A 23,690-nucleotide genomic window follows, 5' to 3' on the forward strand; every position below is an offset into this window, starting at 1 on the left:
TTCGGTGGCAATACGATCAGTTGCAATACATTTTTTTGACGGGTTCATCTTTCTTAGGCGCGCTGTCCTGTGGGGCAACGCCATCCTTTTTCTCCTCTTTCTTGGAATCGCTGTCCGACTTGCTGTCGGACGAAGAACTCGACGACGAACTGGCCGATGAAGCGCCGCCGCCACCGCCGGTGGCGGTGTTGGCGGGCGTGGTGTCGACCACGTTGTTGGCCGCCGTATTAATCAAATTCACGGCGGTATTGATGGCTTCGCGGACGGGTTCCGCTTCCTTGGTCTGCTGCGCCTGCGCCGCCGCTTCCGCTGCCGCCTTGGCGGCCGCCTCTTCCGCGGCTTTCTTGGCCGCCGCTTCGGCCGCCGCCTTCGCCGCGGCTTCCGCTGCTGCCTTGGCGGCCGCTTCCGCTGCGGCTTTCTTGGCGGCGGCTTCCGCCGCAGCCTTGGCAGCGGCTTCCTCGGCCGCCTTGGCGGCCGCTTCCGCTGCAGCCTTGGCGGCCGCCTCTTCCGCCGCCTTGGCCGCCGCCTGGGCTGCCGCTTCCTCCGCCGCCTTGGCCGCTGCTTCGGCTGCTGCTTTGGCCGCCGCTTCTTCCGCCGCCTTGGCCGCCGCTTCCGCCGCAGCCTTGGCGGCGGCTTCTTCGGCGGCTTTTTGCGCAGCCGCTTCCGCCGCGGCCTTCGCGGCGGCCTCTTCCGCCGCTTTCTTCGCGGCCGCTTCCACTGCCGCTTTGGCGGCGGCTTCTTCCGCCGCTTTCTTCGCGGCCGCTTCTTCCGCCGCTTTCTGCGCGGCCGCTTCCGCCGCAGCCTTGGCCGCCGCTTCTTCCGCCGCTTTCTTCGCGGCGGCTTCCGCCGCGGCCTTGGCGGCCGCCTCTTCCGCGGCTTTCTTCGCGGCCGCTTCCGCCGCAGCCTTGGCGGCGGCTTCTTCGGCGGCGGCCTTGGCGGCGGCAACGGCTGCCGCGTCATTGATCGTCGGCGTGGTGCCGCTGGCGAAGATCGAGTTGGCCGCCGTCACCGAACCGGTGACGGTAGTCATGCTGACGCCGCCCGGGCTGTTGATCGACGTGCCGCTGGTGGCCACGATATTACCGGTGTTGGCCACCATCGAGACCGAACCCGAGGTGCTGGAAATCGCGCCATCGAGGTCGATGCCGCTCCCCGCGCCAAGCGTAATGTTATGCACGGCGGACAGCGACGATCCACTCGACAGCGAAATATTGGTGCTGGCATCGAGGCCGATGCTGTCGGCCTGGATCGCCGCCGACACATTGATCGGGCTGTGGGCCGTCAGCTGGATGGCGCCGGTCGGTGCACTCAATGTGCCGCTGACATGGATGCCGCCGGAACCGGTATTGTCGACCGTGATGCCGCCATTCGTGCTGGTCACGGGGCCCAGCGCCAGGACATTGCCGCCAGTGGTGTTGACCAGCGAAATGCCGCCGGTACTGCTGTTGGTGCCGCTGTACGCCTTGATCTGGTTGCCGCTGTTGGTCAGGGTAACGCCGTTCTGCGAATTGGTCGACAGCGCATTGGTGATCAGTGCGCCACTCTGGGAAATACTGCCGCCTTCCGTCACGTCGAGCGTGATGCTGGTTTGCGCGGTGGTCGCTTGCATCGCCAGGCTGCCGGTGTTTTGCTGGATCGACAGCGTACCGGGAATCGCGAACGTGCCGCCGCTTTGCGCCCAGTTATTGGTCACGGTCAGGGAACCCAATCCGCTGACCGTGCCGCCGCCCTGCGCAAAGCTGCTGAACGTGACGCCGCCGGAACCGCCCAGCGCACCGCCCGCCTGCACGTAATTGGAGCCGCTCAGCGTCCCGACCACGTTGACGCTGCCGCTATTGAGGTCCATGGCGGCAATGTTCGACGCCTGGCTGGCGTTGATGCCCAAGGTCAGTGCACCGCCACTGATCACGACTTTCTGCCCACTGGACGCGGTCAGGGTTTCCAGGGTGACGGAACCGGTGTTCAGGATCACGTCACCACTGGCCAGCGGCAACACGGCCGCCGCCACGTTGGCGCCATCCGGCGCAACGCCGCCGGCCCAGTTATTACTGTTGGTCCAGAACAGATCGGCGCCGCCGGTCCAGGTCGACAGCGGCCGCTGCGTAATGTCCGCCGTCACGCCACTTGGCTGCGTCAGGGTGTAGTTGGCCGCATCGGTGCCCGTCAGCGCGATCGTGGTCAGGCTCAGCGGTTTGGCCGTGCCGACATTCTTGTCCGCATAGGTCGCCGTGAAGCTGCCGGCCGTCACCACGTCACTGCCGATCACGCCCGCCAGCGCGCCGCCCGTGGTGCTGGCCGCCGTGGTGTTGTCGTACTGCTTCGCGACGCCGGTGATGCCGGGCATGGTCAACGTGGCCGGCGTAATCGTTGCGGTCACACCGGTCGGCACCGTCACCGTGTAATTGGTGGCGTCCGCGCCCGTCAGGCTGACGGCGCTGACCGTCACCGGTTTGAGGGTGCCGACGTTTTTATTGGCAAACGATGCCGAGACGGCGCCGATCGCCACCGCGTCCGAGCCAAACACCCCCGACAGGGTGCCGCCACTGGTGTTGGCGCCGGTGGTGCCGTCATACACGCGGGACAGGCCGGCAATGCCGGAGACCGTCAGCGCCGCCGCCGTGACGTTGGCCGTCAGGCCGGTCGGCAAGGTCAATGTGTAGTTCCCCGCGTCGGCGCCGGTCAGCAGCACTTGCGACACCGTGACGGGCTTGCTGGTGCCGACGTTCTTATCGGCAAAGTCCGCCGTGACCGTGCCCATGCTGACCAGCTCGCCTTCGATGACGCCCAGCAGCGAGCCGCCCGTGGTGGCGACACTGGTCCCGCCGTTATACGGGCGGCTGGTGGCGGCAAGCCCCGACACCGTCACGCCGGCCGCCGTCACATCGGCCGTCACATCGGTTGGAATGGTCAGCGTGTAGTTGGCGGCGTCGGCGCCGGTAATGGTCAGGGCGCCGTTCGGTATCGTGATGGTTTTCGCGGTACCGATATGCTTGTCGGCGAAATTGCCGGTGCCCAGCGACGCGTTGAGCGTCACCGTATCACCGCCGGCCACCCCGGCCAGCAATGGCGTGCCGGCCAGATTGACGCTGGTGCCGCCGTTGTAGGCGCGCGAGGTGCCCGTGACGCCGGTGACCGTCAGGCCGGCGGCCGTGATGGCGGCCGTCAGGCCGGTTGGCGACGTCACCGAATAGTTGCCGGCATCGGCGCCAGTCAGCGCGATCGACGACACCGTCACGGGTTTGCCGGTGCCGACGTTCTTGTCCGCAAAGGCGGCGGTGGCAGCGCCCATCGCCACGTCTTCGCCGCCCAGGATGCCAGCCAGCGCGCCGCCCGTGGTGCTGGCCACGGTGGTGGCGTCGTACACGCGGCTGTTGGCCGTCATGCCGCTGACCGTCAGGATCGCCGGCGTGATATTGGCCGTCAGGCCGGTCGGCAGGGTCACGCTGTAATTGCCCGCATCCGCGCCGCTGGTGGCCACATTGGACACGGTCACGGTCTTGCCGGTGCCGACATTCTTGGTATCGAAGTCCGCCGTCACGCTGCCCAGCGTCACCACGTCACTGGCCAGCAGGCCAACCAGCGAACCACCGCTGGTCGATGCCGACGTGCTCTGGTTGTAGGTGCGGTTGGCGGCGGTCAGGCCGGACACCGTCAGCGACGCCTGGCTGATATCGGCCGTCAGGCCCGTCAGCGCCGACACCGTGTAGTTGCCCGCGTCGGCGCCCAGCAGGGTGATCACGCTGCCGGGCGCGCTCACCGCCTTGCCGGTGCCGACCGCCTTGTCGGCAAACGCGCCGTTGCCCAGGGTCGGGCTGGCGCTGACGTCGTCGGTCACACTGGCCACCGTGAAGATGCCGGACAGCACCGGCGTGCCGGCCAGGCCGGCAACGGTCGTGGCGTCGTAGGTGCGGTTGCTGGCGGTGACGCCGCTGACCGTCAGCGGCGCGGCGGTCACATTCGCCATCAGCCCGGTGGGCGCCGTCACGCTGTAATTGGCGGCGTCGGCGCCGGTCAGGCTGAACGCGCTTCCCGGCAAGGTGATGCCCTTGCCGGTGCCGATATTCTTGTCGGCAAAGGTACCGTTGCCATAACCGGCAACGCTGACCACATCGGATCCCAGCACGCCGCTGAGGGCGGCGGTGCCGGTCACGCTGGCGGTGGTGGTGGCGTTATAGATGCGCGATACGCCGGACAGGCCGCTGACGGTCAGCGGCGCAGGCGTGATGTCGGCCAGGATGCCGGTCGGCGGCGTCATGGTGTAATTGCCGGCGTCGGCGCCGCTGAGCGCAAATGCCGAACTGCCGATCGTGATGACCTTGCCGGTGCCTGCATGCTTGTCGGCAAACGTGGTGAAGCCCGGCGTATAGGAGACCGTGACGGTATCGCCGGTCGCCTTGCAACACAAGGTGGCGGAGCCGGTATTGAGCGTGGCCGCCGTGGTGGCGTCATAAACGCGGTTTACGCCAGTCAGGCCGCTGATGGTCAGCGGCGCGGCCGTGATGGTGCCGGTGCCCGACGTGCTCGTCAGCGTGTAATCAGGAGCGGCGGAACCAGCCAGCGTCACGCTGGGGGTGATCGGCTTGGATGTGCCGACGTTCTTGTCGGCAAACGACGCGCTCCCATCCAGCGTCAGGTTGGAGGTATCGGCGGGGACCACGTTGCTGATCGTGTAGGTTGGCGACGCCAGCGTCGTGGTGCCGTCATACACTTTGCTGCCGCTGAACACCGCCGTCACCGGGCGCTGGGAAATCGTCAGGGACGACGCGGCGCCGGTATAGGTAATGCTGTATTTGGTCGACGACAGGCCGCCAGGCGTGTAGGAACCGGCGTGCAGCGCGCCGCTGGTGCCCCAGATCAGCCCACCGCCCAGGCTGGACTCGGTATCGCCGCCGGTAAAGCCGCTGTACGACGGGGTGGCGTTGAACGATTGCGCCGAACCGTCATAGGTCTTGCTGGTGGTGCCCCCGGTCAGGGTGATCGTCAGCGGCACCAGGAAGTCGCGCAGCAAGGGGTTGGTGGTGGCGTCGTACAGTTGCCAGGTATTGGTGAAATCGAATCCGGTGAAGCTCGCTTGCTGCTTCATCTGGGCCGCCGTCCTGCCGGTGGCGGCCGGGTCCGTGCCGCCAGCCCCGCTCTGCTCATTGTTCCAGAACAGGTTGGTCGCGGTGCCATCGTTATAGTCGCCCACCGCGCCATGCACCAGGGTAAAGCTGCCGGCGCTGAGCGTCCCGGTACTGTACGACGTGGCCAGGGAGCCGGTCGACGTGCCGGCCAGACCGCCCAACCCGGCATGGGTGGCGCCGCTGTCGGTGGCATTGGCCGAGACGCTGCCGGTGGCATAGGCATCGGTCACGCTGCCGGCGTTATAGCCAACCAGCCCGCCGACATGGCCGCCGCCCGTCACACTGCCGGTGGCATACGATTTGGTGACGGTGCCGCTGTTGTAGCCAACCAGGCCACCCGCCACATCCGCCGCGGTGCTGACCGCGCCGGTGGCAAACGACTTGGTGATGGCCGCGCCGGCGTTATATCCCACCAGCCCGCCCACCTTGGCCAGGCTGGACGACCCCGATCCACTCACCGTGCCGGTGGCGGACGAACCCGTGATGGTGCCCTGGTCGGCCTCGCCGACCAGGCCGCCCACGGCAAAGGTGCCGGAGACGGGAACGCTGCTGGTCACGCCGGAAACCAGGCCGCCGCCACTGGTCATCTGTCCCACCACCGCGCCCGTCATTTGCTGCCCGGCGATGGAACCGCCCGACAGGGTCAGGTTTTTCACCGTGCCGGCGCCCAGGTAGCCAAACAGGCCAACGCCATTAAGGCTGGTGCGGTTGATGGTCAGGCCGGAAATGGTTTTATTGTTGCCGTCGAAGATACCGGCATAGGCCAGGGTGCTGGTGCCAATCGGGGCAAAGCCGGTATTGCCGTTCCAGGTCGCGGTGGATGACGCGTCGATGTTATTGGCCAGGATGAAATTGTGGGTGTTGCTGGCCGTTCCCACGCCCTGCAAACCATACACGTCCGTGATCTGATACGGCGTGGTGCTGCTGCCGTCGCCACCGAGGGCGCGGGTAAACGCGGTCTGCGTGAGTTTCAGTTTCGCCACACTCAGCGATGGCAGGCTGGCGCTGACCTGGTTCCACGTGCCATTTTCCAGCGCCAGCTGGCTGGAGACGCTGATCGCGTTATTGCCGGTGTTGTACTGGTCCTTCGCATTCAGGAACAATGTGCCGGTCCACGAGAATGGCTGGCTGAACGAGATATCGCCGGTCGTGATGGTATTGTCGACCTGCAGCAGCAGACTGGTGGTATTGAAGCGCGGCAGCATGGCGGTCGGAATATTCAGCACGCCGACCGCTTCATTGACCGCGCCCACGTCTATCGAGTTTTTCGACACCAGGCCGATTGAGGGCGCCGTGATGTTCTGGTTCGCGTTCAGGTAGCCGGTGGACATCACCACGCTGCTGGCCGACGTCAGCGAGCCATCGAGCGTGATGCGCGAGGTGCTGGTATTGCCGCTGGTCACCACCAGGACACCGTTGGTGGCAACATTGCCCAGCACGCTGATGTCGGAATCGCCCTGCGCCACGATATTGAAGGCGCCGGTCGGGTGCGACGACGCGACATTCAACGCATTGACTTCGATGTCCGGACTGCCCGTCACCCCATTGTTCGTCAGGGTAATCGCGCCGGTGGTGTTCATGCGCTGGATTTCCGCTTCCGTCAGCGCCAGGATATTGCTGGAATCGGCTTCCGTGCCGCCCAGGTGCACCGACTGGCTGGTGCTGCGCGCAATCGTGGTAATGCCGCCGGCGCCGGCATTGACAGTCCCCTGCAAATCCATGGCGTCGCCACGCAGGATCACCGTGCCGCCGCCGCTGGAAATGGCCGTGCTGCTGCCGGTCGCAATGCCATACCCGAAATACGATTCGAGGGTGATGGCGCCGCCATTGCTGCTGATATTGCCATTGATGGTCAGCGCGCCGGACGTGCTGGCGGCCTGGATGATGCCGCCGCCGCTGGAGGTCACCGTCCCGGTGGTGAGCGCGTTCGCGGCCAGCAGGATGTTGCCGGAGGCCGAGGCCGTCACGGCGCCGCTGATGGCGTTCGCACTCTGGTTCAAGGTGATGCTGCCGGCGGGCGCCGTCGCGGTCAGCGAGGCGGCGGTGATCGGATAACTCTGCGAAATCGAGCCGCCGACGGCGTTCAATTCGACCGGCGCGTTGCTGTTGGTGATGGCGCCATTGATGACGATGTTATTGTCCGCCCGCAGGGTCAGCTTGTTGGTCGTGCCCCAGCTAATCGTGGCGGATGAATCCACCGTCAGGTTGCCAGCCGCGGCGGCGCCGCTGTTGGCGGTGGTGACCGTGATGTTGTTGCCGGACAGTGCGGAATTCAGCCGTCCCGTATCGAGCTCGCTGTCGGTGCTGCTGCCGGCTTCCGCGAACACATTGCCGGTCACCTGCACATTGCTGCCATTCGATGGTGAGCCGCCGATAATCGTGATATTGGTCGGGTCCAGCAGCAACTGCCCGGTTTTACCGCGCGGCGCGCGGGTATCGGCATTGCCCTGCATGTCGAGGTAATGGCCGGAAGTTTCAATGAAGCCGCCGTCGCCGCCCTGCGCGCCGCCACGGGCGAACAGGCTGCCATAGACGCGCGTGGCATTGTCGCCCCACGCGATGATGCGCCCGCCGTTGCCATTGCCCAGCGCGTTCGAGCGTACCTGCACCTGCTCGCCGATATAGGTTTGCTGCGCATTGGCTACCTTCGCATCCTGGCCCTGGTAGCCGCCGCCGATCAAGACCTGGCCGCCGCCCTGTTCACCGCTGGCGTCGACTTGCGCATCGTCCATCAGGCCAACGCGCTGGCCCAGCAACCGGATGTCGCCGCCCTGCCCCGCGCTGTTGACCGCGCTGGTGCTGGAGCCTTTTTCCAGCAAGGTGGTGCCGGACGCCTTTAAAACGATCTTGCCGCTCTCGGTGCGCAGCGCGCTGTCGGCGCTGACCTTGCCGCGCTGGTTGACCAGCGCGCCAAAAATCCCCACCCGTCCGCCCGAGGCCAGCACCTGGCCCAGATTGACCGCTTGGCCATCCGGCGCCGACACCACCACGTGCACCGACGGATCGCTTGAATCGACCAGTTGCACCGTGTGGCCCGCCGCCAGCACCACTTCCCCCTGCGGCGACGTGATCACGCCGCTGTTCTCCACACTGGAGCCGACCAGGAATACCTTGCCGCCATTGGGCGTGACAATCGCGCCTTCGTTCGACACTTTCCCCGCGTTGACACCCGTGAAGCGGTGACGTCCCGTCAGGAAGTCGTTGTCGGACAGCGCCAGCGACGACGCCACCAGCCCCTGCACATCGACCCGCGCGCCCTTGCCGAACAGGACGCCGTTCGGATTGATCAGGTACACGTGGCCGTTCGATTGCAGCGCGCCGAGGATGCGGCTGGGATCTTGCCCGGTGATGCGGTTCAGGACCCGGCTGTCGGCGTTTTGCTGGATAAACCGCGTGATCTCATTGGGCGCGATGGAAAAACTTTGCCAGTTGATGATCGCGTTGGGGGAATTCGTGATGGAAAACAGGTTGCCGCTCTGCTGGAAGCTGGCCTGCCCGGCGATGACTTGCGGGGCGGTGGGGTTGGCTGATGCGGAGGTATAGCAGGCGGCGATCAGGACAACGAGCACTTTGCGGCGCAGTCCGTGATGGACGGGATGGAGATTCATCGCTTGCCTTCCTATGTTTGCTGTGGCGGGATCACCAGCGCATGCCGAGTCGCACGTGCAGGCGGTTCTTGTCTTCTTGCGGAACGATGCTGGACCGGACCACGCGGCCATAGTCCACTTGCAGGTCTACATTTTTATAAATGTTCATGCGCACGCCGACGCCGATGCTGCGCACCGTGTTGCTGCGCAACTCGCCGGGCAAGTCGCGGTTGCTGCGGAAATAGCCTTTGTCGTAAAACACCAGCGCGCGGCAACGCCAGCGCATATAGGCGCCGCACCATTCCGGCGAATACAGTTCCACATGCGCGGCCAGGCCACTGTCACGCGCCAGCGCGCGGTCATTGAAGCCGCGCACCAGCAAGCCGCCGCCGGCGCCGCCAGCGCCGAACTGTTCGCCCGGCAATAGCACGTCACTGGTGTATTGGCCCCGGACCCCGGCACGGACCTGGAAATCGCTGGGCAAGTCGCGGGTCAACTGGCCCGCCAGGCGCAAGATGCTGTAATTGGCGCTGGCGCCGGGCCGCAGGCGTGCAATGTCATCCTGGTGGCCGCGCGGGGCGCCAATATTGTGCAGCCAGGTGACAGATCCACTCACGGTGCCCTCGTTCAAGGTCCAGTTGCCGCTGACGTTCACGCTCAAGGGCGCGACGGTGACGTCGTTGCCCGGTTCCACCTCCAGGAGTGGACCGTTGGCGCGGTAGCCGCGCACATCGGCGCCGAGGCTGAGCCGCGATTCATACCCACCGCCGGACGCCAGCATCCGGTTCCAGCGCACACCGACGGCCGCGCCTTTGCCGGGACCGTCCCACAGCCGGCGCTCGCTGTCCGCCGCGCTGCTTGATCCGCCCGGCCAGCCTTGCAACCCGGGTCCGGCCGGACCGCCGTAGCGAGTGCCGGCCTGCGACCAGCTGCCATAGACATCGAGCGTGTTACCGGCCAATGGAATGGAATAGCCAAGCTGAACACCTGCGCGCACGTTGCTGGCGCTGTTATCCAGTACCGCCGTCCCCGTCAGGCTGGGCCTGTCGTCCTTTTTATCCTGCTCATCGGAAATTGTGGCGGAGGCGGCGTGTGCGATGCCTGCGGCAGCGGCGAAGGCCGTTGCAGCCAGCATGTGCGCAATGCGACACCTCATGATGCCTCCGGACAGCAGCGCAACCACCTCCGGTAGCCATCTGATAATTTGGCTAATAAGAAATGGTTGTTACTTTAAGTTTAGTCCGATTTAGGATTGAAGTCCGCAATTTTCGGGCGGCTTGATGCAGGCGGGAGACACTTTCAGCGCCGTGTGTTATCGAGGCGGCTACTTCGTTTCAAACTTGGTCACGCCATCCCAGTCGTCGCCCGGCGGATGTTCGCGGTAGATCGCGATGCGCTCCAGGTACAGGGTGTACAAGCCCCGGGCATGGGCGGCGTTGAGCGCTTCGAGCATGGTCTGGGCGGCATCCCACTGCTGCCCGCGCACCAGCGCCAGCGCCTCGTTCCAGCGGGCGATTTCCGCCTTGTCGGCTTCCGGCAAATCCTTGTCCAGGCCGACCGGTTCAAAAATCGCCACCGGTTCGTTCTTGCCCTTGACTTTCACCAGGTCCAATTCACGGTACGCGAATTCGGTGGCGGCATGACGCGTGACTTCGCCCACGCAAATACCGACGCCATAGACCTTGGTGATGCCTTCCAGGCGCGAGCCCAGGTTCACGGCGTCGCCCATCACGGTGTAGGCGCGGCGGATTTCCGAACCCATGTCGCCCACGTGCATCGGGCCCGAATTCAAGCCGATACCGATTTTCAGTTCCGGCCAGCCGCGCTTGATAAAGTCGTCATTGAGCTTATGGGCGCTTTCCTGCATTTTCAGCGCGGTGGCCACGCCCCGGCTGGCGTGGTCGGGGAACGCCACCGGCGCGCCCCAGAACGCCATCACGGCGTCGCCGATGTACTTGTCCAGGGTTCCGCGATAGTAGTCACGGATATCCTTGGACATCGCGGTCAGGTAAATATTGATGTATTCGCGCAGCTGTTTCGGCGTCAAGCCTTCGGAAATCGTGGTAAAGCCGCGCACGTCGACGAACAGCACCGTCAGTTCGCGGCTTTCGCCATCCATGTTGTACTTTTCCGGGTCTTCCGCCATCTCGGCCACCAGTTCCGGCGCCACGTATTCGCCGAAACGCGACACCAGCGCCAGCCCGCGCCGCACTTCGAAGAAGTAGCCCCAGGCGACATTGGCGACAAACAGGCCGGCCGCCAGCAGCAGGACCAGCGCCAGGCCCAGCGCCCAGTCCAGGTGCACATAAAAGTAGTAATTGACCGCCGCCGCCGCCGCCATGGCGGCCAGCGACAGCATGATCGCCCACAGCGGCGACAGAACCGGCAGCGCGAACGTCAGCAGCAGCCCCATCGCCAGCACGAATCCCAGCTCGATCGTCAGCCAAAAATCAGGTCGCACCTTGAACTGGTCGTCGAGGATCGATTTGATGATATTGGCGTGGATTTCCACCCCGGGGTATTCCGCATTGACCGGCGTGGCCCGCAAGTCGTTCAAGCCCGGCGCGGTCGTGCCAACCAGCACAATGGCGCCTTCCAGGACGTCCTGCGGCACTTTCCCCGTCATCACATCGACCGCGGACACGTAGCGGAATGCGCCGCCATCCGGCCCGCCCCTGCCACGGAATTGCACCCGAGTGATCAGGCCGTCCCCCACCGGGATCAGCCGGTTTCCCTCTTTGCTGAACATGGCGATCTTGTCGATGCCGCCGCTGTCTTTTTCACTCTCGGACAGCGTATCGACCGTGCCTTCCAGGTAAGGCGCGATGGCATGCGCCCCCACGGCAACCGCCACCGTGGCCAGCGACAGAGTGGAGTAATAACCGGTCCCCACCTTTTGCAGCAGTGCCGTGCTGCGCACCACGCCGTCCGGATCGGTCACCACGGAGAAACTGCCGGCCGTGGCGGCGGCATCCTGCAAGCGCTGGATATTGCCTTCGTAGCCGCGCGTCTCCAGCGCTGTCAGCGCCCTGCCATTGAGTTTTTCCTCGGTAAACGCGGGCTCGGGCAAGACGCCCTTGGTTTCCGTGCCGGACAGGTTATAGCCCAGCACCACGGGCCGGTCTTTCATGGCGGCGGCCAGCAAGCCATCGTAATCCATGGCCGATTCCAGGCGCTGCAACTGGGATTGCAGTCCCGGCACCTGCTTCAATTCGTTTTGCGCCAGCTTTTGCAGCACGCCATAGCCGGAACTGGTATCGGGTTCCGGGAACGAGACGTCGAAGCCGATCGCGCTGACCTGGTACTTTTCCGTCAACTGGCGTACCAGGTCCGCCACGTGGTTGCGGCTCCAGGGGAAACGCCCCACCTCGGTCAGACTTTTACTGTCAATATCGACGATGACGATGCGCGGATCGAGTTCCGCCTTTTCCAGCCGCATACGGAAATCGGCCACGGCGGTTTCCATCCGGTCGATGGTTTCCAGATGCAGCACCCCGGTCAACTGCAGGCAAGCCAGCAAGGTCAGCACCAGCCCCATCAGCCAGCGCTGGTAATACTTTTGCAGCGACTTGACTGCCTTGTCCGTGAATCCGGAAATTTTCAGGGGCACGCCAACTCCTTGCGCCGGTGATCAGGGCGTATAGCCCGGGATTTTCGATTCGTCGATGAAATCGCGCTGCCGTTCGTCGACGTTTTTCTGCGCGAAGGCCAGGTACACTTTTTGCCGCACGAAGATGTCGAACAAGTCCGGATCGATATGGCCGTTCAGGCTGAAGTTGCCAAGGATGCGCATCGCTTCGGACATCATCTTGCCCTTCTTGTACGGGCGGTCGCGCGCCATCAGCGCTTCGAAGATGTCGGCAATGGCCATGATGCGGGCCTGCACCGACATCTGGTCCTTGGTCAGGCCGCGCGGATAGCCTTTGCCGTCCATGCGCTCGTGGTGGCCGCCCGCGTATTCCGGCACGTTCTGCAAGTGCTTCGGCCACGGCAGCGACTCCAGCATGCGGATCGTCATGACGATGTGGTTGTTGATTTCCTTGCGCTCCGGATCGGTCAGGGTGCCAAACCGGATGGTCAGGTTGTCGACTTCCTCCTGGGTCAGGAAATCCTGTTCGATGCGCACGAACGGCGGCTCTTCGCCGCCCGGCTCCTTCTTCTGGATGACGGGCCCCAGCCAGCGCAGTTTCGCCAGCTGGCGCACCCGTTCCTGGTCATCCGGCTTCATGCCCTCGCCGCCGATGTTGGCCGCGCGCAGGAACTGGCGGTCCGCTTCGATCCGCGCCAGGTCTTCCGCCAGTTGCGCGTCGATGGCGGCGTGGTCGCCACCGGCCAGCTTGGCTTTCAGGGCGCGGATTTCCGCATCGCGCATCAGCACTTCGAAACGGGTCGATACCGTGTGGATACGGTCGAAAATGGTTTCCAGCTTGGTGGCTTTATCCACCACATGGACCGGCGTGGTGATCTTGCCGCAATCGTGCAGCAGGCCCGCCAGCCACAGTTCCTTGCGGTCGGCGTCGGTCATGCGGAAGTCGGCCATCGGCCCGCTGTCCGCATTGTGCACCGCCTCGGCCAGCATCATCGTCAGTTCCGGCACGAACTGGCAGTGGCGCCCGGTGTACGGCGACTTTTCATCGATGCCGATATTGATCAGGTTGACCAGGGACTCCAGCAATTCTTCCAGCTGCAGGATCAGGCGCTGGTTGGTGATGGCCACCGCCGCCTGGGCCGCCAGCGCTTCAATGAACCGCTGGTCGGTCGGCGTGAACGCCAGGATGTCGCCGGTGACGGGATCCTTGGCGTTAATCAGTTGCAACACGCCGACCAGTTCGCCTTCGTGGTCGGCCATCGGCACGGTCAGGAACGATTGCGAATGGTAGCCGCGCTGCTGGTCGAACATGCGCATGCCGGAGAAGTTAAACACGTCGGCCTGGTACACGTCTTCGATATTGACCGACAACCGGAAGTTGGCGGAATACGCCGCCACCGACGCCAGGTTCTTGTCGCCATGCTCGTCATACAGCGGCACCGCGGGGATATCGATCTTGTCGCCATGCGCGCCTCCCTGGCGGATACCCAGGGTGTCGTTGACGGAAATGTGGAAGCACAGGCTGCGGCCGTCCTCGCTGGGCCGGTACAGCGTGCCGCCGTCGGCATGGGTCATGCTTTTGGCCACCATCAGGATGCGCTCAAGCAGCTCGTCCGTGTTGTAGCTGGCGCCAAGCGCCACGCTCAATTCGGTCAGCTGGTCCAGCCTCTGCGCAATTTGGGTATGGTTCAGCTCTTGCATGGTTTAATTTGATGCCCAGACGTAATTATTGACAGTTTAGCTCCCGTGCAGCCCGCTGTACATTGGAATTACAGTTATACCCCCATTGCCGTGCCCCAAAGGGGATTTGTACTTCAAATTCGCAACTTTTGGCCCAGATTTCGTGAAAAAAAGGCTATCATCGGTTCTGACTGTCACTTGCCTGTTCAACCATGAAGATGAAGCTGAGCAAGTGCGGGACAATAAGAACGGTTAGGGGCTTAGAGCATGAAATTCAAATTTTGGGGGGTTCGGGGTTCCATTCCCTCTCCCGGACCGCGCACTGCGCGCTACGGTGGCAATACCACCTGTATCGAAGTGCGCAGTGATGACGACACCCTGATTGTGATTGACGGCGGCACCGGCATATTCGCGCTGGCGCAGTCCCTGATCGCCCAAAAAAAAGTACCGGTCCACGCCAACATCTTCATCACCCATAGCCACTGGGACCATATCCACGGCCTGCCATTTTTCACGCCGCTGTTCATCAAGGGCAGCCGCGTGCGCCTGCACGGCGCCACCGACCCGGATACCGGCAACGGCATTGAACATGTGATGGGCGTTCAGCTGCAAAACAGCTATTTCCCCGTCAGCGAAACGCAGATGGACGCGACCATCGAGTACCGCACGCTGGGCCTGGGCGAAACCATCATGGTGGGCGATGCGCAAGTGTCCAATGTGGTGATGAACCACCCGGTCATCGACCTGGGCTACCGCATCGAGTGCAATGGCAAGTCCGTGTTTTTCACGGGCGATCATGAACCGCACTACAACATTTACCCGGAAGACCATCCCGACCACGCATCGTACCAGCTGCACATCGAAGAACGGGTGCGCGCGATTGAAGACATGGTGCGCGGCGTCACCGCGATGATAGTAGACTGTTCCTACACCCGCGAAGAATATCCGGCCAAAAAGGGTTGGGGCCATGGCACGTTTGATTCCGCGCTGGCAATGGCCATCAAGGCCGGCGCCAAACGGCTGTACTGTACGCACCACGAACCAACCCGCAGCGATGACGAGCTGGAAGCCGTGTTCGCGGAAGTGATGGCGCGCCACGCGGCCATCATTCCGGAAGGCTTGCAAGTGTTCCTCGCCTACGAGGGACTGGAAGTGGAACTATAAGGAAACCATGAACGACGCCGGCCATTTAAGTCAAAAACCCAGCGAGGTTGACCTGCGGTTGGCGTTCTTCAGAAAGCTCCATGCGGTAACCACCAAGATCCACGCCACCAACAACCTCGATGAGATCATGCTCGACCTGGGCATGGAGTTCTGCGACTTGTTCAATTGCGACCGCTTCACGCTGTACGCGATGGACCATGAGAAGGATTACATCGTCTCCAAGGTCAAGACCGGGCTGACCACCTTCCGCGACCTCAAGCTGGCCGTGACGCCGCACTCGATCGCCGGCTACGTGGCGCTGACGCACAAGACCGTCAACATCACCGACGTCTACGATGAAAACGAATTGAAGCGGCTGTCGCCGGACTTGCGCTTCCAGCAAGGCGTGGACCAGCGCACCGGCTACCGCACCCGTGAAATGCTGGTGGCGCCGTTGATTTCCGTGCAGTCGAAGGAATTGCTGGGCGTGGTCCAGTTCATCAACAACCGCGAAGGCGGGCCGTTTTCGCAAATCGCGCTCGATGGCGTGAAGGAACTGTGCGACACCCTGTCGGTGGCGCTCAGCCAGCGCATGAAACCGCCGCAATATGTGCGCACCAAATATGACGGCCTGGTGTCCGATGCCGTGATTTCCACCGCCGACCTGGAAATGGCGACGCGCTCGGCGCGCAAGAACGACATCGCGGTCGAAGAAGTGCTGCTCAAGGAAATGCACGTGAAGCTGCCCGTGCTGGGCCAGGCCCTGTCACGCCACTTCAATGTGCCGTACGAACCATATAAAGCCGACCGCATCAAGCCGATCGACTTGCTGCGCAACCTGAAGCGGCAATATGTGGAAGAGTGCTGGTGGCTGCCGCTGGAAGAAAACAAGGATGGCTTGCTGGTGCTGGCGACCGACCCGGAACAGGTGGCCAATACCCGCATCGTCAACCAGATTTTCCCGCGCTCGAAAATCGTCTACCGCGTCACCACCAACCTGGAATTCGAACAGACTGTCGACCAGTTTTATGGCGCCGCCAGCGATAGCGGCACGGTCGGCGAATTACTGTCCGGCCTGGACGAGCAGGATGAAGAAGGCGGCGAGCAGGAACAGGTCTCGGAAGCGGTCGAGAATGAACTGGTCAAGCTGGTCAACAAGATCATTATCGACGCCTACCGCCAGGGCGTCTCGGACATCCACATCGAACCGCTGCCCGGCAAGGGCAAGACCGGGGTGCGCTTTCGCAAGGATGGCTCGCTGGTGCCGTACATTGAAATCCCGCACGCTTACCGTAGCGCGCTGGTGGCCCGCATCAAGATCATGTGCGACCTCGATATTTCCGAGCGCCGCAAGCCGCAGGACGGCAAAATCAAGTTCAAGAAGTACGGCCCGCTCGACATTGAATTGCGGGTGGCCACCATCCCGTCCACCGGGGGCGTGGAAGACATCGTGATGCGGATCCTGGCCGCCGGCGAACCGATCCCGCTCGACAAGCTGGGGGTGCTGCCGTTCAACCTGGACCGCCTGCGCTCCGCGATCGAGAAGCCGTATGGCCTGTTTTTCGTGTGCGGCCCGACCGGCTCCGGCAAGACCACCACCCTGCACTCGGTGCTGAATTACCTGAACACGCCGGACACGAAAATCTGGACCGCGGAAGACCCGGTGGAAATCACCCAGAAAGGCTTGCGCCAGGTGCAGGTCAACCGCAAGGCGGGGCTCGACTTCGCCACGGTGATGCGGGCGTTCCTGCGGGCCGACCCGGACATCATCATGGTCGGTGAAATGCGCGACAAGGAAACCGTCGGCATGGGCATTGAAGCGTCACTGACCGGCCACCTGGTGTTTGCCACCCTGCACACCAACAGCGCGCCGGAATCCATCGTGCGCTTGCTGGACATGGGCATGGACCCGTTCAATTTTGCCGATGCGCTCTTGGGCATCCTGGCGCAGCGCCTGGCCAAGCGGCTGTGCGGCAACTGCAAGGAAGCCTACCAGCCGGCCGAGATCGAACTGGAATTGCTGCTGACGGAATTTTGCGAAGAATTGCAAAACACGGAAAGCTTCAAGAAAGACGCCAAGGCCGGCCGCGCCGCCGTGCTCAAGGGATGGCGCGAACGCTACACCGACAAGGACGGCAAGTTCACCATGTACCGCGCGGTGGGCTGCGACGAATGCAACCGGGGCTACAAGGGCCGGGTCGGCTTGCACGAGCTGATGCTGGGGTCCGACAAGGTGAAAAAACTGCTGCAGGAACACGCCCGCGTGGCCCAGCTGCTGGCCGCCGCACTGGAAGACGGCATGCTGACCCTGAAAATGGATGGCATTGAAAAAGTGCTGCTAGGAATTACCGACATCAAGATGGTGCGGGCGGTCTGCATCAAATAACATGACCACGCGGCGTCACAGCGGCAGCCGCAGCGCCACCAGTTTCCAGCCCGCCAGGCCGTCGCGCTGCAGCACCATGGCAAGCGGTTCGCCCTCGTCGCCCTGTCGGCGGACCGCGACCACGAAGCGGTTCAGCCCCTCGTAACCCATCGTGGTGTCCGCCTTGGCATCGTTATCGGCAGGGGCGCCACCGCCCTGGCCGGCCAGTTTCGGCTGGTGCCCCTTCATCATTTCCGCGATGGCTTCCGGTGTGATGAACAGGTCGACCATCGGGTTGATGACCATCGCGCCCAGCGCTGCCCCCATGGCGCCCAATGGGTTGTCGCTGGCGCGCGCGTTGCCGGTGATTTTCGCGTTCAGCGTCTCTTTCAGGTCGGCCTTCACGGCGACGAAATCAATATAGCCGGACAGGCGCTGCGCGTCGCGCGCTTGCGCCGCGCTCTTCATGCCGTGGAAGGCCAGGTAGGGGGTGGCATACAGCCACGCGCCGGCCGCCAGGGCGATGGCGGGCACGGTAAATTTCAGGAAGCGGTTCATTCGTGATGGATTAATTGCTTTTCAAAACAGGCCGAGTCATGGCTGCCTTTGTAGCGGCCGAAGTTCGGGATCAGGCGGTAGCCGTGCCGCTCGTAAAACGACACCGCGCGGGTATTGACAATACGCGTCGACAGCCGGATCACATGGTACCCCAGCGCCTCGGCTTCCTGCTCCAGCGCCGCCAGCAGTGCGGCGCCCACACCGCCGCCGCCTTGCGCGGCATACATGCGCTTGATTTCCGCCGCGGCGCCGTCCTGCGGCCGCAACGCGCCGCAGCCGACCGCCCTGCCCTTGTCGTCGCGCGCCACCAGGAAGCGCGAGCGCGGCACCCGCACATCGTCCGGGCCGAACGACGACAACCCGCTGTCGCCGGTGATGGCGGCCAGCACCGCGGACAATTCCGCCATCAGCCGCACAGCGTCGGGCGACGACGGATCTTCCGGTGCGATTGCCAGTTTTCCTGCTGAATTGCCCATTTATTCTCCCTCGGAACGGCTGCCGAAACGCTGCGCCAGCACGGCGCATACCATCAGCTGGATTTGATGGAACAGCATCAGCGGCAAAATGACCATGCCCAGCGATGAGGTGGCAAACAGCACTTTGGCCATCGGCACACCGGACGCCAGGCTCTTTTTGGAACCGCAAAACACGATCGTGATGGTATCTTCGCGCGAAAAGCCGAGGCGGCGGCTGACATACCCCGTCAGCCACAGCACCACCGCCAGCAGCACGCAGCACACCAGGAGCAGGCTGGCCAGGGCCGGCAATCCCAGCTTGCTCCAGATGCCTTCGCTGACCGCCTCGGAAAAGGCGGTATACACCACCAGCAAGATCGAGCCCTGGTCCACATATTTCAAGACCGGCTTGTGGCGGTCGACCCAGGCGCCGATCCAGCCCCGCAGCAACTGGCCGGCAATGAACGGCAGCAACAGCTGGATCACGATGGCCAGCACCGCATCGCCGGCGGAGCGCCCCGCCGCGCCCTGCATGACAAAGGCGGACACCAGCAGCGGGGTCAGGAAGATGCCGATGAAATTCGACGCCGAGGCGCTGCAGATGGCGGCCGGCACATTGCCCCGGCCCATCGCGGTGAAGGCGATCGACGACTGTACGGTGGACGGCAGCATGCACAGGAACAGCATGCCGATCGTCAGCTCCGGCGTCAGTACCGCGCCCATCATTGGCGTCATCAGCAATCCCAGCAACGGGAACAGCACGAACGTGAAGCCCAGCACGGTGACATGCAAGCGCCAGTGCGTCATGCCGGCAATGATGGCTTCCCGGGGCAGCTTGGCGCCATGCAGGAAAAACAATGCGGCAATGGCAACGGCCGTGATGTCGCTGAACGCGACGGCCAGCTGGCCGGTGCACGGGGCCACGGTGGCAATGGCCACGGTGGCCAGCAGGGCCAGCGTGAAGGAATCCGGCTTGATCCGGTTCAGGAAAGAACTCAACATCCGGCCATTGTAGCAGCCAAGAAACAAGGGAGCCGAAGCTCCCTTGTTTCTTGCTACGTGGATACCCGGCCTGAAGGCCCGGCACCCAACTTGCTAAATCGCATGGCCGTCATTACATGATGTGCTTACCCACCCACCACGCGATCGCCGCCACGAAGGCCGACGCCGGAATGGTGAAGATCCAGGCCCACACGATGTTGCCCGCGACACCCCAGCGCACCGCCGACATCTTTTGCGACGAACCGACACCGACGATCGCGCCGGTGATAGTGTGCGTGGTCGAGACCGGCACGCCCCAGAACGAAGCCATCAGCAGGGTGAAGGCGCCACCGGTCTCGGCGCAGAAGCCACCGACCGGTTTCAGCTTGGTGATTTTCTGGCCCATGGTTTTCACGATACGCCAGCCACCGAACAAGGTGCCAAACGAAATCGTGCCATAGCAGGCGATGATGACCCAGTCCGGCGGTGCTTTCGCGTCGGCGGCCACGTGGCCCGTCGCGATCAGCAGCATCCAGATGATGCCCATGGTCTTTTGCGCGTCATTGCCGCCGTGGCCCAGGCTGTAACCAGCCGCGGACGCCAACTGCAGGCGGCGGAACCAGGTATCGACCTTGCGCGGCGTGGTGCGGACAAACACCCAAGACACGATCAGCATGATCAGCGAACCGAGCACGAAGCCCAGCAGCGGCGCCACCACGATGAAGGTCACGGTCTTGATCAGGCCGCCGGAGATCAGCGCGCCGGTGCCGGACTTGGCCACCGCGGCGCCGACCAGGCCGCCGATCAGCGCGTGCGACGACGACGATGGAATGCCGTAGTACCAAGTGATCAGATTCCAGACGATGGCCCCCACCAGCGCCCCGAAGATCACATAGTGGTCCACCACAGCGGGGTCGATGGTTCCTTTGCCGATGGTGGTCGCGACTTTCAGTCCGACCACGAAGATGGCGACAAAGTTGAAGAAGGCTGCCATGGCCACGGCCGACTGCGGCTTCAGCACGCCGGTCGATACCACGGTCGCGATCGCATTGGCCGCGTCGTGGAAGCCATTCATGAAGTCAAACACCAGCGCGAGGAAAATCAACAGGCCCAGCGCGTAGATGCTTATTTCCAGAGTTTGCATGAAATTATCTTTTGGGTTGTGCGGGCGTTACGCGTTTTCGACGATGATGCCTTCGATGATGTTGGCCACGTCTTCGCAGCGGTCCGTCACCGTTTCCAGGATTTCGTAAATGGCTTTCATCTTGATCAGGTTGCGCACGTCCGGTTCGTCGCGGAACAGCTTGGACATGGCGGCGCGCATCACATGGTCGGCGTCCGATTCCAGGCGGTCGATCTCTTCGCAAATGCTGACGATCTGGCGCGAGTTGTCCATGTTGTGCAGCAGGGCCACGGCGTCCTTGACCTTTTCGGTGCAGGACAGCGCCAGTTCGGCCAGGCGCTTGGCTTCCGGCGTGACGGCGTGCAGGTCGTACAGCGACACGGTCTGGCCGGCGTCTTCCATCAAGTCCAGGATGTCGTCCATCTTGGTGATCAGCTTGTGGATGTCGTCGCGGTCGATCGGCGTGATGAAGGTCTTGTGCAGCAGGTCGACCACGGTGTAGGTAATTTTGTCAGCCTGTTTTTCGATACCTTCAATCGCATGCACGCGATTTTCCAGGTCGTCGAAGTTGGTCATCAGGCCAACCATTTCCTTGGCGCCTTTGACGCACAATTCGGCGTGCTGGTTGAACAGGTCAAAAAACTTGCCCTCGGTGGGCATCAAGCGTCCAAACATTTCATTCTCCATTCAGGAACATCAGTACTACGGACAGCCGCCATGTGAAGCGGCCGGCGGGGTATAGCGGGGGTAGGTTCAGGTAAAACAGTCGTCCGGATCAGTCGCCCTGATACGTGCTCAAGCTACCGCTGTAATTGCCAAACTTGGTATACATGCCGCGCCAGGTCAGGCGTATCGCGCCGATCGGACCATTACGCTGTTTACCGATAATGATTTCAGCGGTGCCTTTTTCAGGCGAGTCCGGGTTATACACTTCATCGCGGTACAGGAAGATAATCACGTCCGCATCCTGCTCAATAGCGCCCGATTCACGCAAGTCCGACATCACGGGGCGCTTGTTGGGGCGCTGTTCCAGCGAGCGGTTCAGCTGCGACAGCGCGATCAGCGGGCAATGCAACTCTTTCGCCAGGCCCTTCAGCGAGCGCGAGATTTCAGAAATCTCGGACGCGCGGTTATCGCCGGGCTTGGAACCCTGCATCAGCTGCAGGTAGTCGACGATGATCAGGCCCAGCTTGCCGCACTGGCGCGACAAACGGCGCGCGCGGGCGCGCATTTCAATCGGGTTCAATGCCGGCGTCTCGTCGATGAACACTTGCGCATCGTTCATCTTCTGGATCGCCAGGGTCAGGCGCGGCCAGTCTTCATCGATCAGCTTGCCGGTCCGCAGGCGGTGCTGATCCAGCTCACCGACCGAACCCAGCATACGCATGGCCAGCTGGGCGCCGCCCATCTCCATCGAAAAGATCGCCACCGGCAAGCCGGCTTCGATCGCCACGTTCTCGCCGATATTCACGGAGAACGCGGTCTTGCCCATCGATGGACGGCCAGCAACAATCACCAGGTCGCCCGGCTGCAAGCCGGAAGTCATCTTGTCGAGGTCGGCAAAGCCGGTTGGCACCCCCGTGATTTCACTGGAATTGTCACGGCTGTACAGTTCGTCGATGCGCTCGACCACCTGGGTCAGCAGCGGCTGCACCGGCAGCCAGCCGACCGCGCCACGGGCGCCCTGTTCGGCAATCGCGAAAATCTTGGACTCCGCCTCGTCCAGCATTTGCTTGACTTCCTTGCCTTGCGGATTGAACGCATCGCCGGAAATCTGATCCGCCACGGTCACGAGTTTGCGCAAGATGCCGCGGTCGCGCACGATTTCCGCATAGCGGCGGATGTTGGCGGCGGACGGCGTGTTTTGCGCCATCGCGTTCAAGTACGCGAGGCCGCCGATATCATCCTGCTTGCCCAGCATCGTCATCGCTTCAAACACAGTGATGACGTCGGCCGGCTTGGACGAGTTGATCAGGCGGATCACCTGCTCGTAAATGATGCGGTGGTCGTAGCGGTAAAAGTCATCCGCATTCAGCAAATCCGCAATGCGGTCGAACGCGGCATTGTCGCGCAGCAGGCCGCCAATAACGGACTGTTCTGCCTCGATCGAATGCGGCGGAATGCGTAGCGAATCTACCTGGGGATCGGATGCTGGGGTGCTCATGGTCGCGAATTATACCTGCTAACAGTTGTGAATTTCACGTTAAAAAACCACAACTTGCCTTAGTTGGTTGCAATAAAAAAGCCGGGACAAGCCCGGCTTTTCTATTTGTACAACAAGTCTACCTTTAATATTCCCTTGGGGAAATATTAAGCAGCTTCGCCAACGACGGCGACGGTCACGTCGACCACCACGTCGGTGTGCAGCGCTACGGACACGGCGTGCTCGCCGGTGACCTTCAGCGGGCCGTTCGGCATGCGAACAGCTGCTTTTTCAACAGGGAAACCTGCTTTGGTCAGGGCTTCAGCGATGTCGAAGTTGGTCACGGAACCGAACAGACGGCCGTCAACGCCGGCTTTCTGCGATACGGTCACGGTCATGCCGTTCAGCTTTTCGCCTTGGGCTTGAGCAGCGGCCAGCTTGGCGGCAGCTGCTTTTTCCAGTTCGGCGCGCTTGGCTTCGAATTCAGCCACAGCAGCGGTGGTCGCACGGCGAGCCAGCTTTTGTGGGATCAGGAAGTTACGTGCGTAGCCGTCTTTGACTTTCACCACGTCGCCCAGGTTGCCGACGTTAACAACTTTTTCCAACAGAATGATTTGCATAGTATTCTCCAGATTCTATCGACTGCCGCAATTAAGCGTTGTGCAGGTCGGTGTACGGCAGCAGGGCCAGGTAGCGAGCGCGTTTGATCGCGGTGTCAACTTGACGCTGGTAGTGTGCTTTGGTGCCGGTCAGGCGTGCTGGCATGATTTTGCCGTTTTCCTGAACGAAATCTTTCAGAGTGTCTACGTCTTTGTAGTCCACTTGCTCAACGTTAGCGGCGGTGAAGCGGCAGAACTTCTTACGCTTGAACAGCGGGTTTTGCTGTTTGCGCTTTTCTTTCAGCTTGAGCTTGTTTTTGTCGAACTTTTTACCGAATGCCATT

Annotated in this window: 14 protein-coding genes; 2 read left to right on the top strand and 12 right to left on the bottom strand. The window is 62.7% G+C overall.

The features are described from left to right. Window positions 1-16: 16 nt before the first annotated feature. The 4 genes from AC1RRC_RS23000 to AC1RRC_RS23015 all read right to left on the bottom strand — a co-directional run bounded on the left by AC1RRC_RS23000 (window position 17) and on the right by AC1RRC_RS23015 (window position 14,000). The gene (locus AC1RRC_RS23000) at window positions 17-8,731 is read right to left on the bottom strand and encodes a beta strand repeat-containing protein (RefSeq protein ID WP_493057862.1); all 8,715 of its coding nucleotides are present in this window, start codon (window positions 8,729-8,731) and stop codon (window positions 17-19) included. A 31-nt stretch (window positions 8,732-8,762) separates the two neighbouring features. Continuing rightward, entirely contained in the window at window positions 8,763-9,866 is a 1,104-nt protein-coding gene (locus AC1RRC_RS23005; protein WP_493057863.1) for a ShlB/FhaC/HecB family hemolysin secretion/activation protein, read from the bottom strand. 168 nt (window positions 9,867-10,034) lie between these two features. Continuing rightward, window positions 10,035-12,248 carry a CHASE2 domain-containing protein gene (locus AC1RRC_RS23010; RefSeq protein WP_493058016.1) on the bottom strand — a complete coding sequence of 738 codons (2,214 nt, stop codon included), beginning with the start codon at window positions 12,246-12,248 and terminating at the stop codon, window positions 10,035-10,037. Window positions 12,249-12,341: 93 nt separating this feature from the next. After that, window positions 12,342-14,000 (bottom strand): HD domain-containing phosphohydrolase, encoded by a 1,659-nt coding sequence (locus tag AC1RRC_RS23015; protein WP_493057864.1) that lies wholly within the window; start codon window positions 13,998-14,000, stop codon window positions 12,342-12,344. A 246-nt stretch (window positions 14,001-14,246) separates the two neighbouring features. On the opposite strand from AC1RRC_RS23015, the gene AC1RRC_RS23020 reads away from it, so the two are divergent. Both AC1RRC_RS23020 and AC1RRC_RS23025 read left to right on the top strand, forming a co-directional pair. Then, entirely contained in the window at window positions 14,247-15,143 is an 897-nt protein-coding gene (locus AC1RRC_RS23020) for an MBL fold metallo-hydrolase (protein WP_493057865.1), read from the top strand. A gap of 7 nt (window positions 15,144-15,150) precedes the next feature. Continuing rightward, on the top strand, window positions 15,151-17,508 hold the full coding sequence (locus AC1RRC_RS23025) for a GspE/PulE family protein (RefSeq protein ID WP_493057866.1): 2,358 nt from the start codon (window positions 15,151-15,153) through the stop codon (window positions 17,506-17,508). Between the two features lie 15 nt (window positions 17,509-17,523). Here AC1RRC_RS23025 and AC1RRC_RS23030 read toward each other — a convergent pair whose 3' ends face one another. The 8 genes from AC1RRC_RS23030 to rpsR form a co-directional block, all read right to left on the bottom strand. Continuing rightward, window positions 17,524-18,045, bottom strand: coding sequence for a DUF2939 domain-containing protein (locus AC1RRC_RS23030; protein WP_493057867.1), 522 nt, complete (start codon window positions 18,043-18,045; stop codon window positions 17,524-17,526). After that, a complete protein-coding gene (locus tag AC1RRC_RS23035) occupies window positions 18,042-18,521 on the bottom strand; it encodes a GNAT family N-acetyltransferase (protein WP_493057868.1) in 480 nt (159 codons plus the stop codon). Before AC1RRC_RS23035 ends, AC1RRC_RS23030 begins: the two co-directional genes overlap by 4 nt. Beyond that, on the bottom strand, window positions 18,522-19,502 hold the full coding sequence (locus tag AC1RRC_RS23040) for a bile acid:sodium symporter family protein (protein WP_493057869.1): 981 nt from the start codon (window positions 19,500-19,502) through the stop codon (window positions 18,522-18,524). A gap of 112 nt (window positions 19,503-19,614) precedes the next feature. Further along, the gene (locus AC1RRC_RS23045) at window positions 19,615-20,625 is read right to left on the bottom strand and encodes an inorganic phosphate transporter (RefSeq protein ID WP_493057870.1); all 1,011 of its coding nucleotides are present in this window, start codon (window positions 20,623-20,625) and stop codon (window positions 19,615-19,617) included. Window positions 20,626-20,652: 27 nt separating this feature from the next. Further along, window positions 20,653-21,279, bottom strand: a complete 627-nt coding sequence (locus AC1RRC_RS23050; RefSeq protein WP_493057871.1) for a DUF47 domain-containing protein — start codon at window positions 21,277-21,279, stop codon at window positions 20,653-20,655. Window positions 21,280-21,379: 100 nt separating this feature from the next. Then, a complete protein-coding gene (locus AC1RRC_RS23055; protein ID WP_493057872.1) occupies window positions 21,380-22,768 on the bottom strand; it encodes a replicative DNA helicase in 1,389 nt (462 codons plus the stop codon). A gap of 146 nt (window positions 22,769-22,914) precedes the next feature. Further along, a complete protein-coding gene (gene rplI, locus AC1RRC_RS23060) occupies window positions 22,915-23,367 on the bottom strand; it encodes a 50S ribosomal protein L9 (RefSeq protein ID WP_493057873.1) in 453 nt (150 codons plus the stop codon). Between the two features lie 31 nt (window positions 23,368-23,398). Then, on the bottom strand, window positions 23,399-23,689 hold the full coding sequence (gene rpsR, locus AC1RRC_RS23065; RefSeq protein ID WP_154373712.1) for a 30S ribosomal protein S18: 291 nt from the start codon (window positions 23,687-23,689) through the stop codon (window positions 23,399-23,401). Between the last annotated feature and the right edge of the window lies 1 nt (window position 23,690).

The organism is Pseudoduganella sp. GW821-FHT12E03, assembly GCF_058807115.1.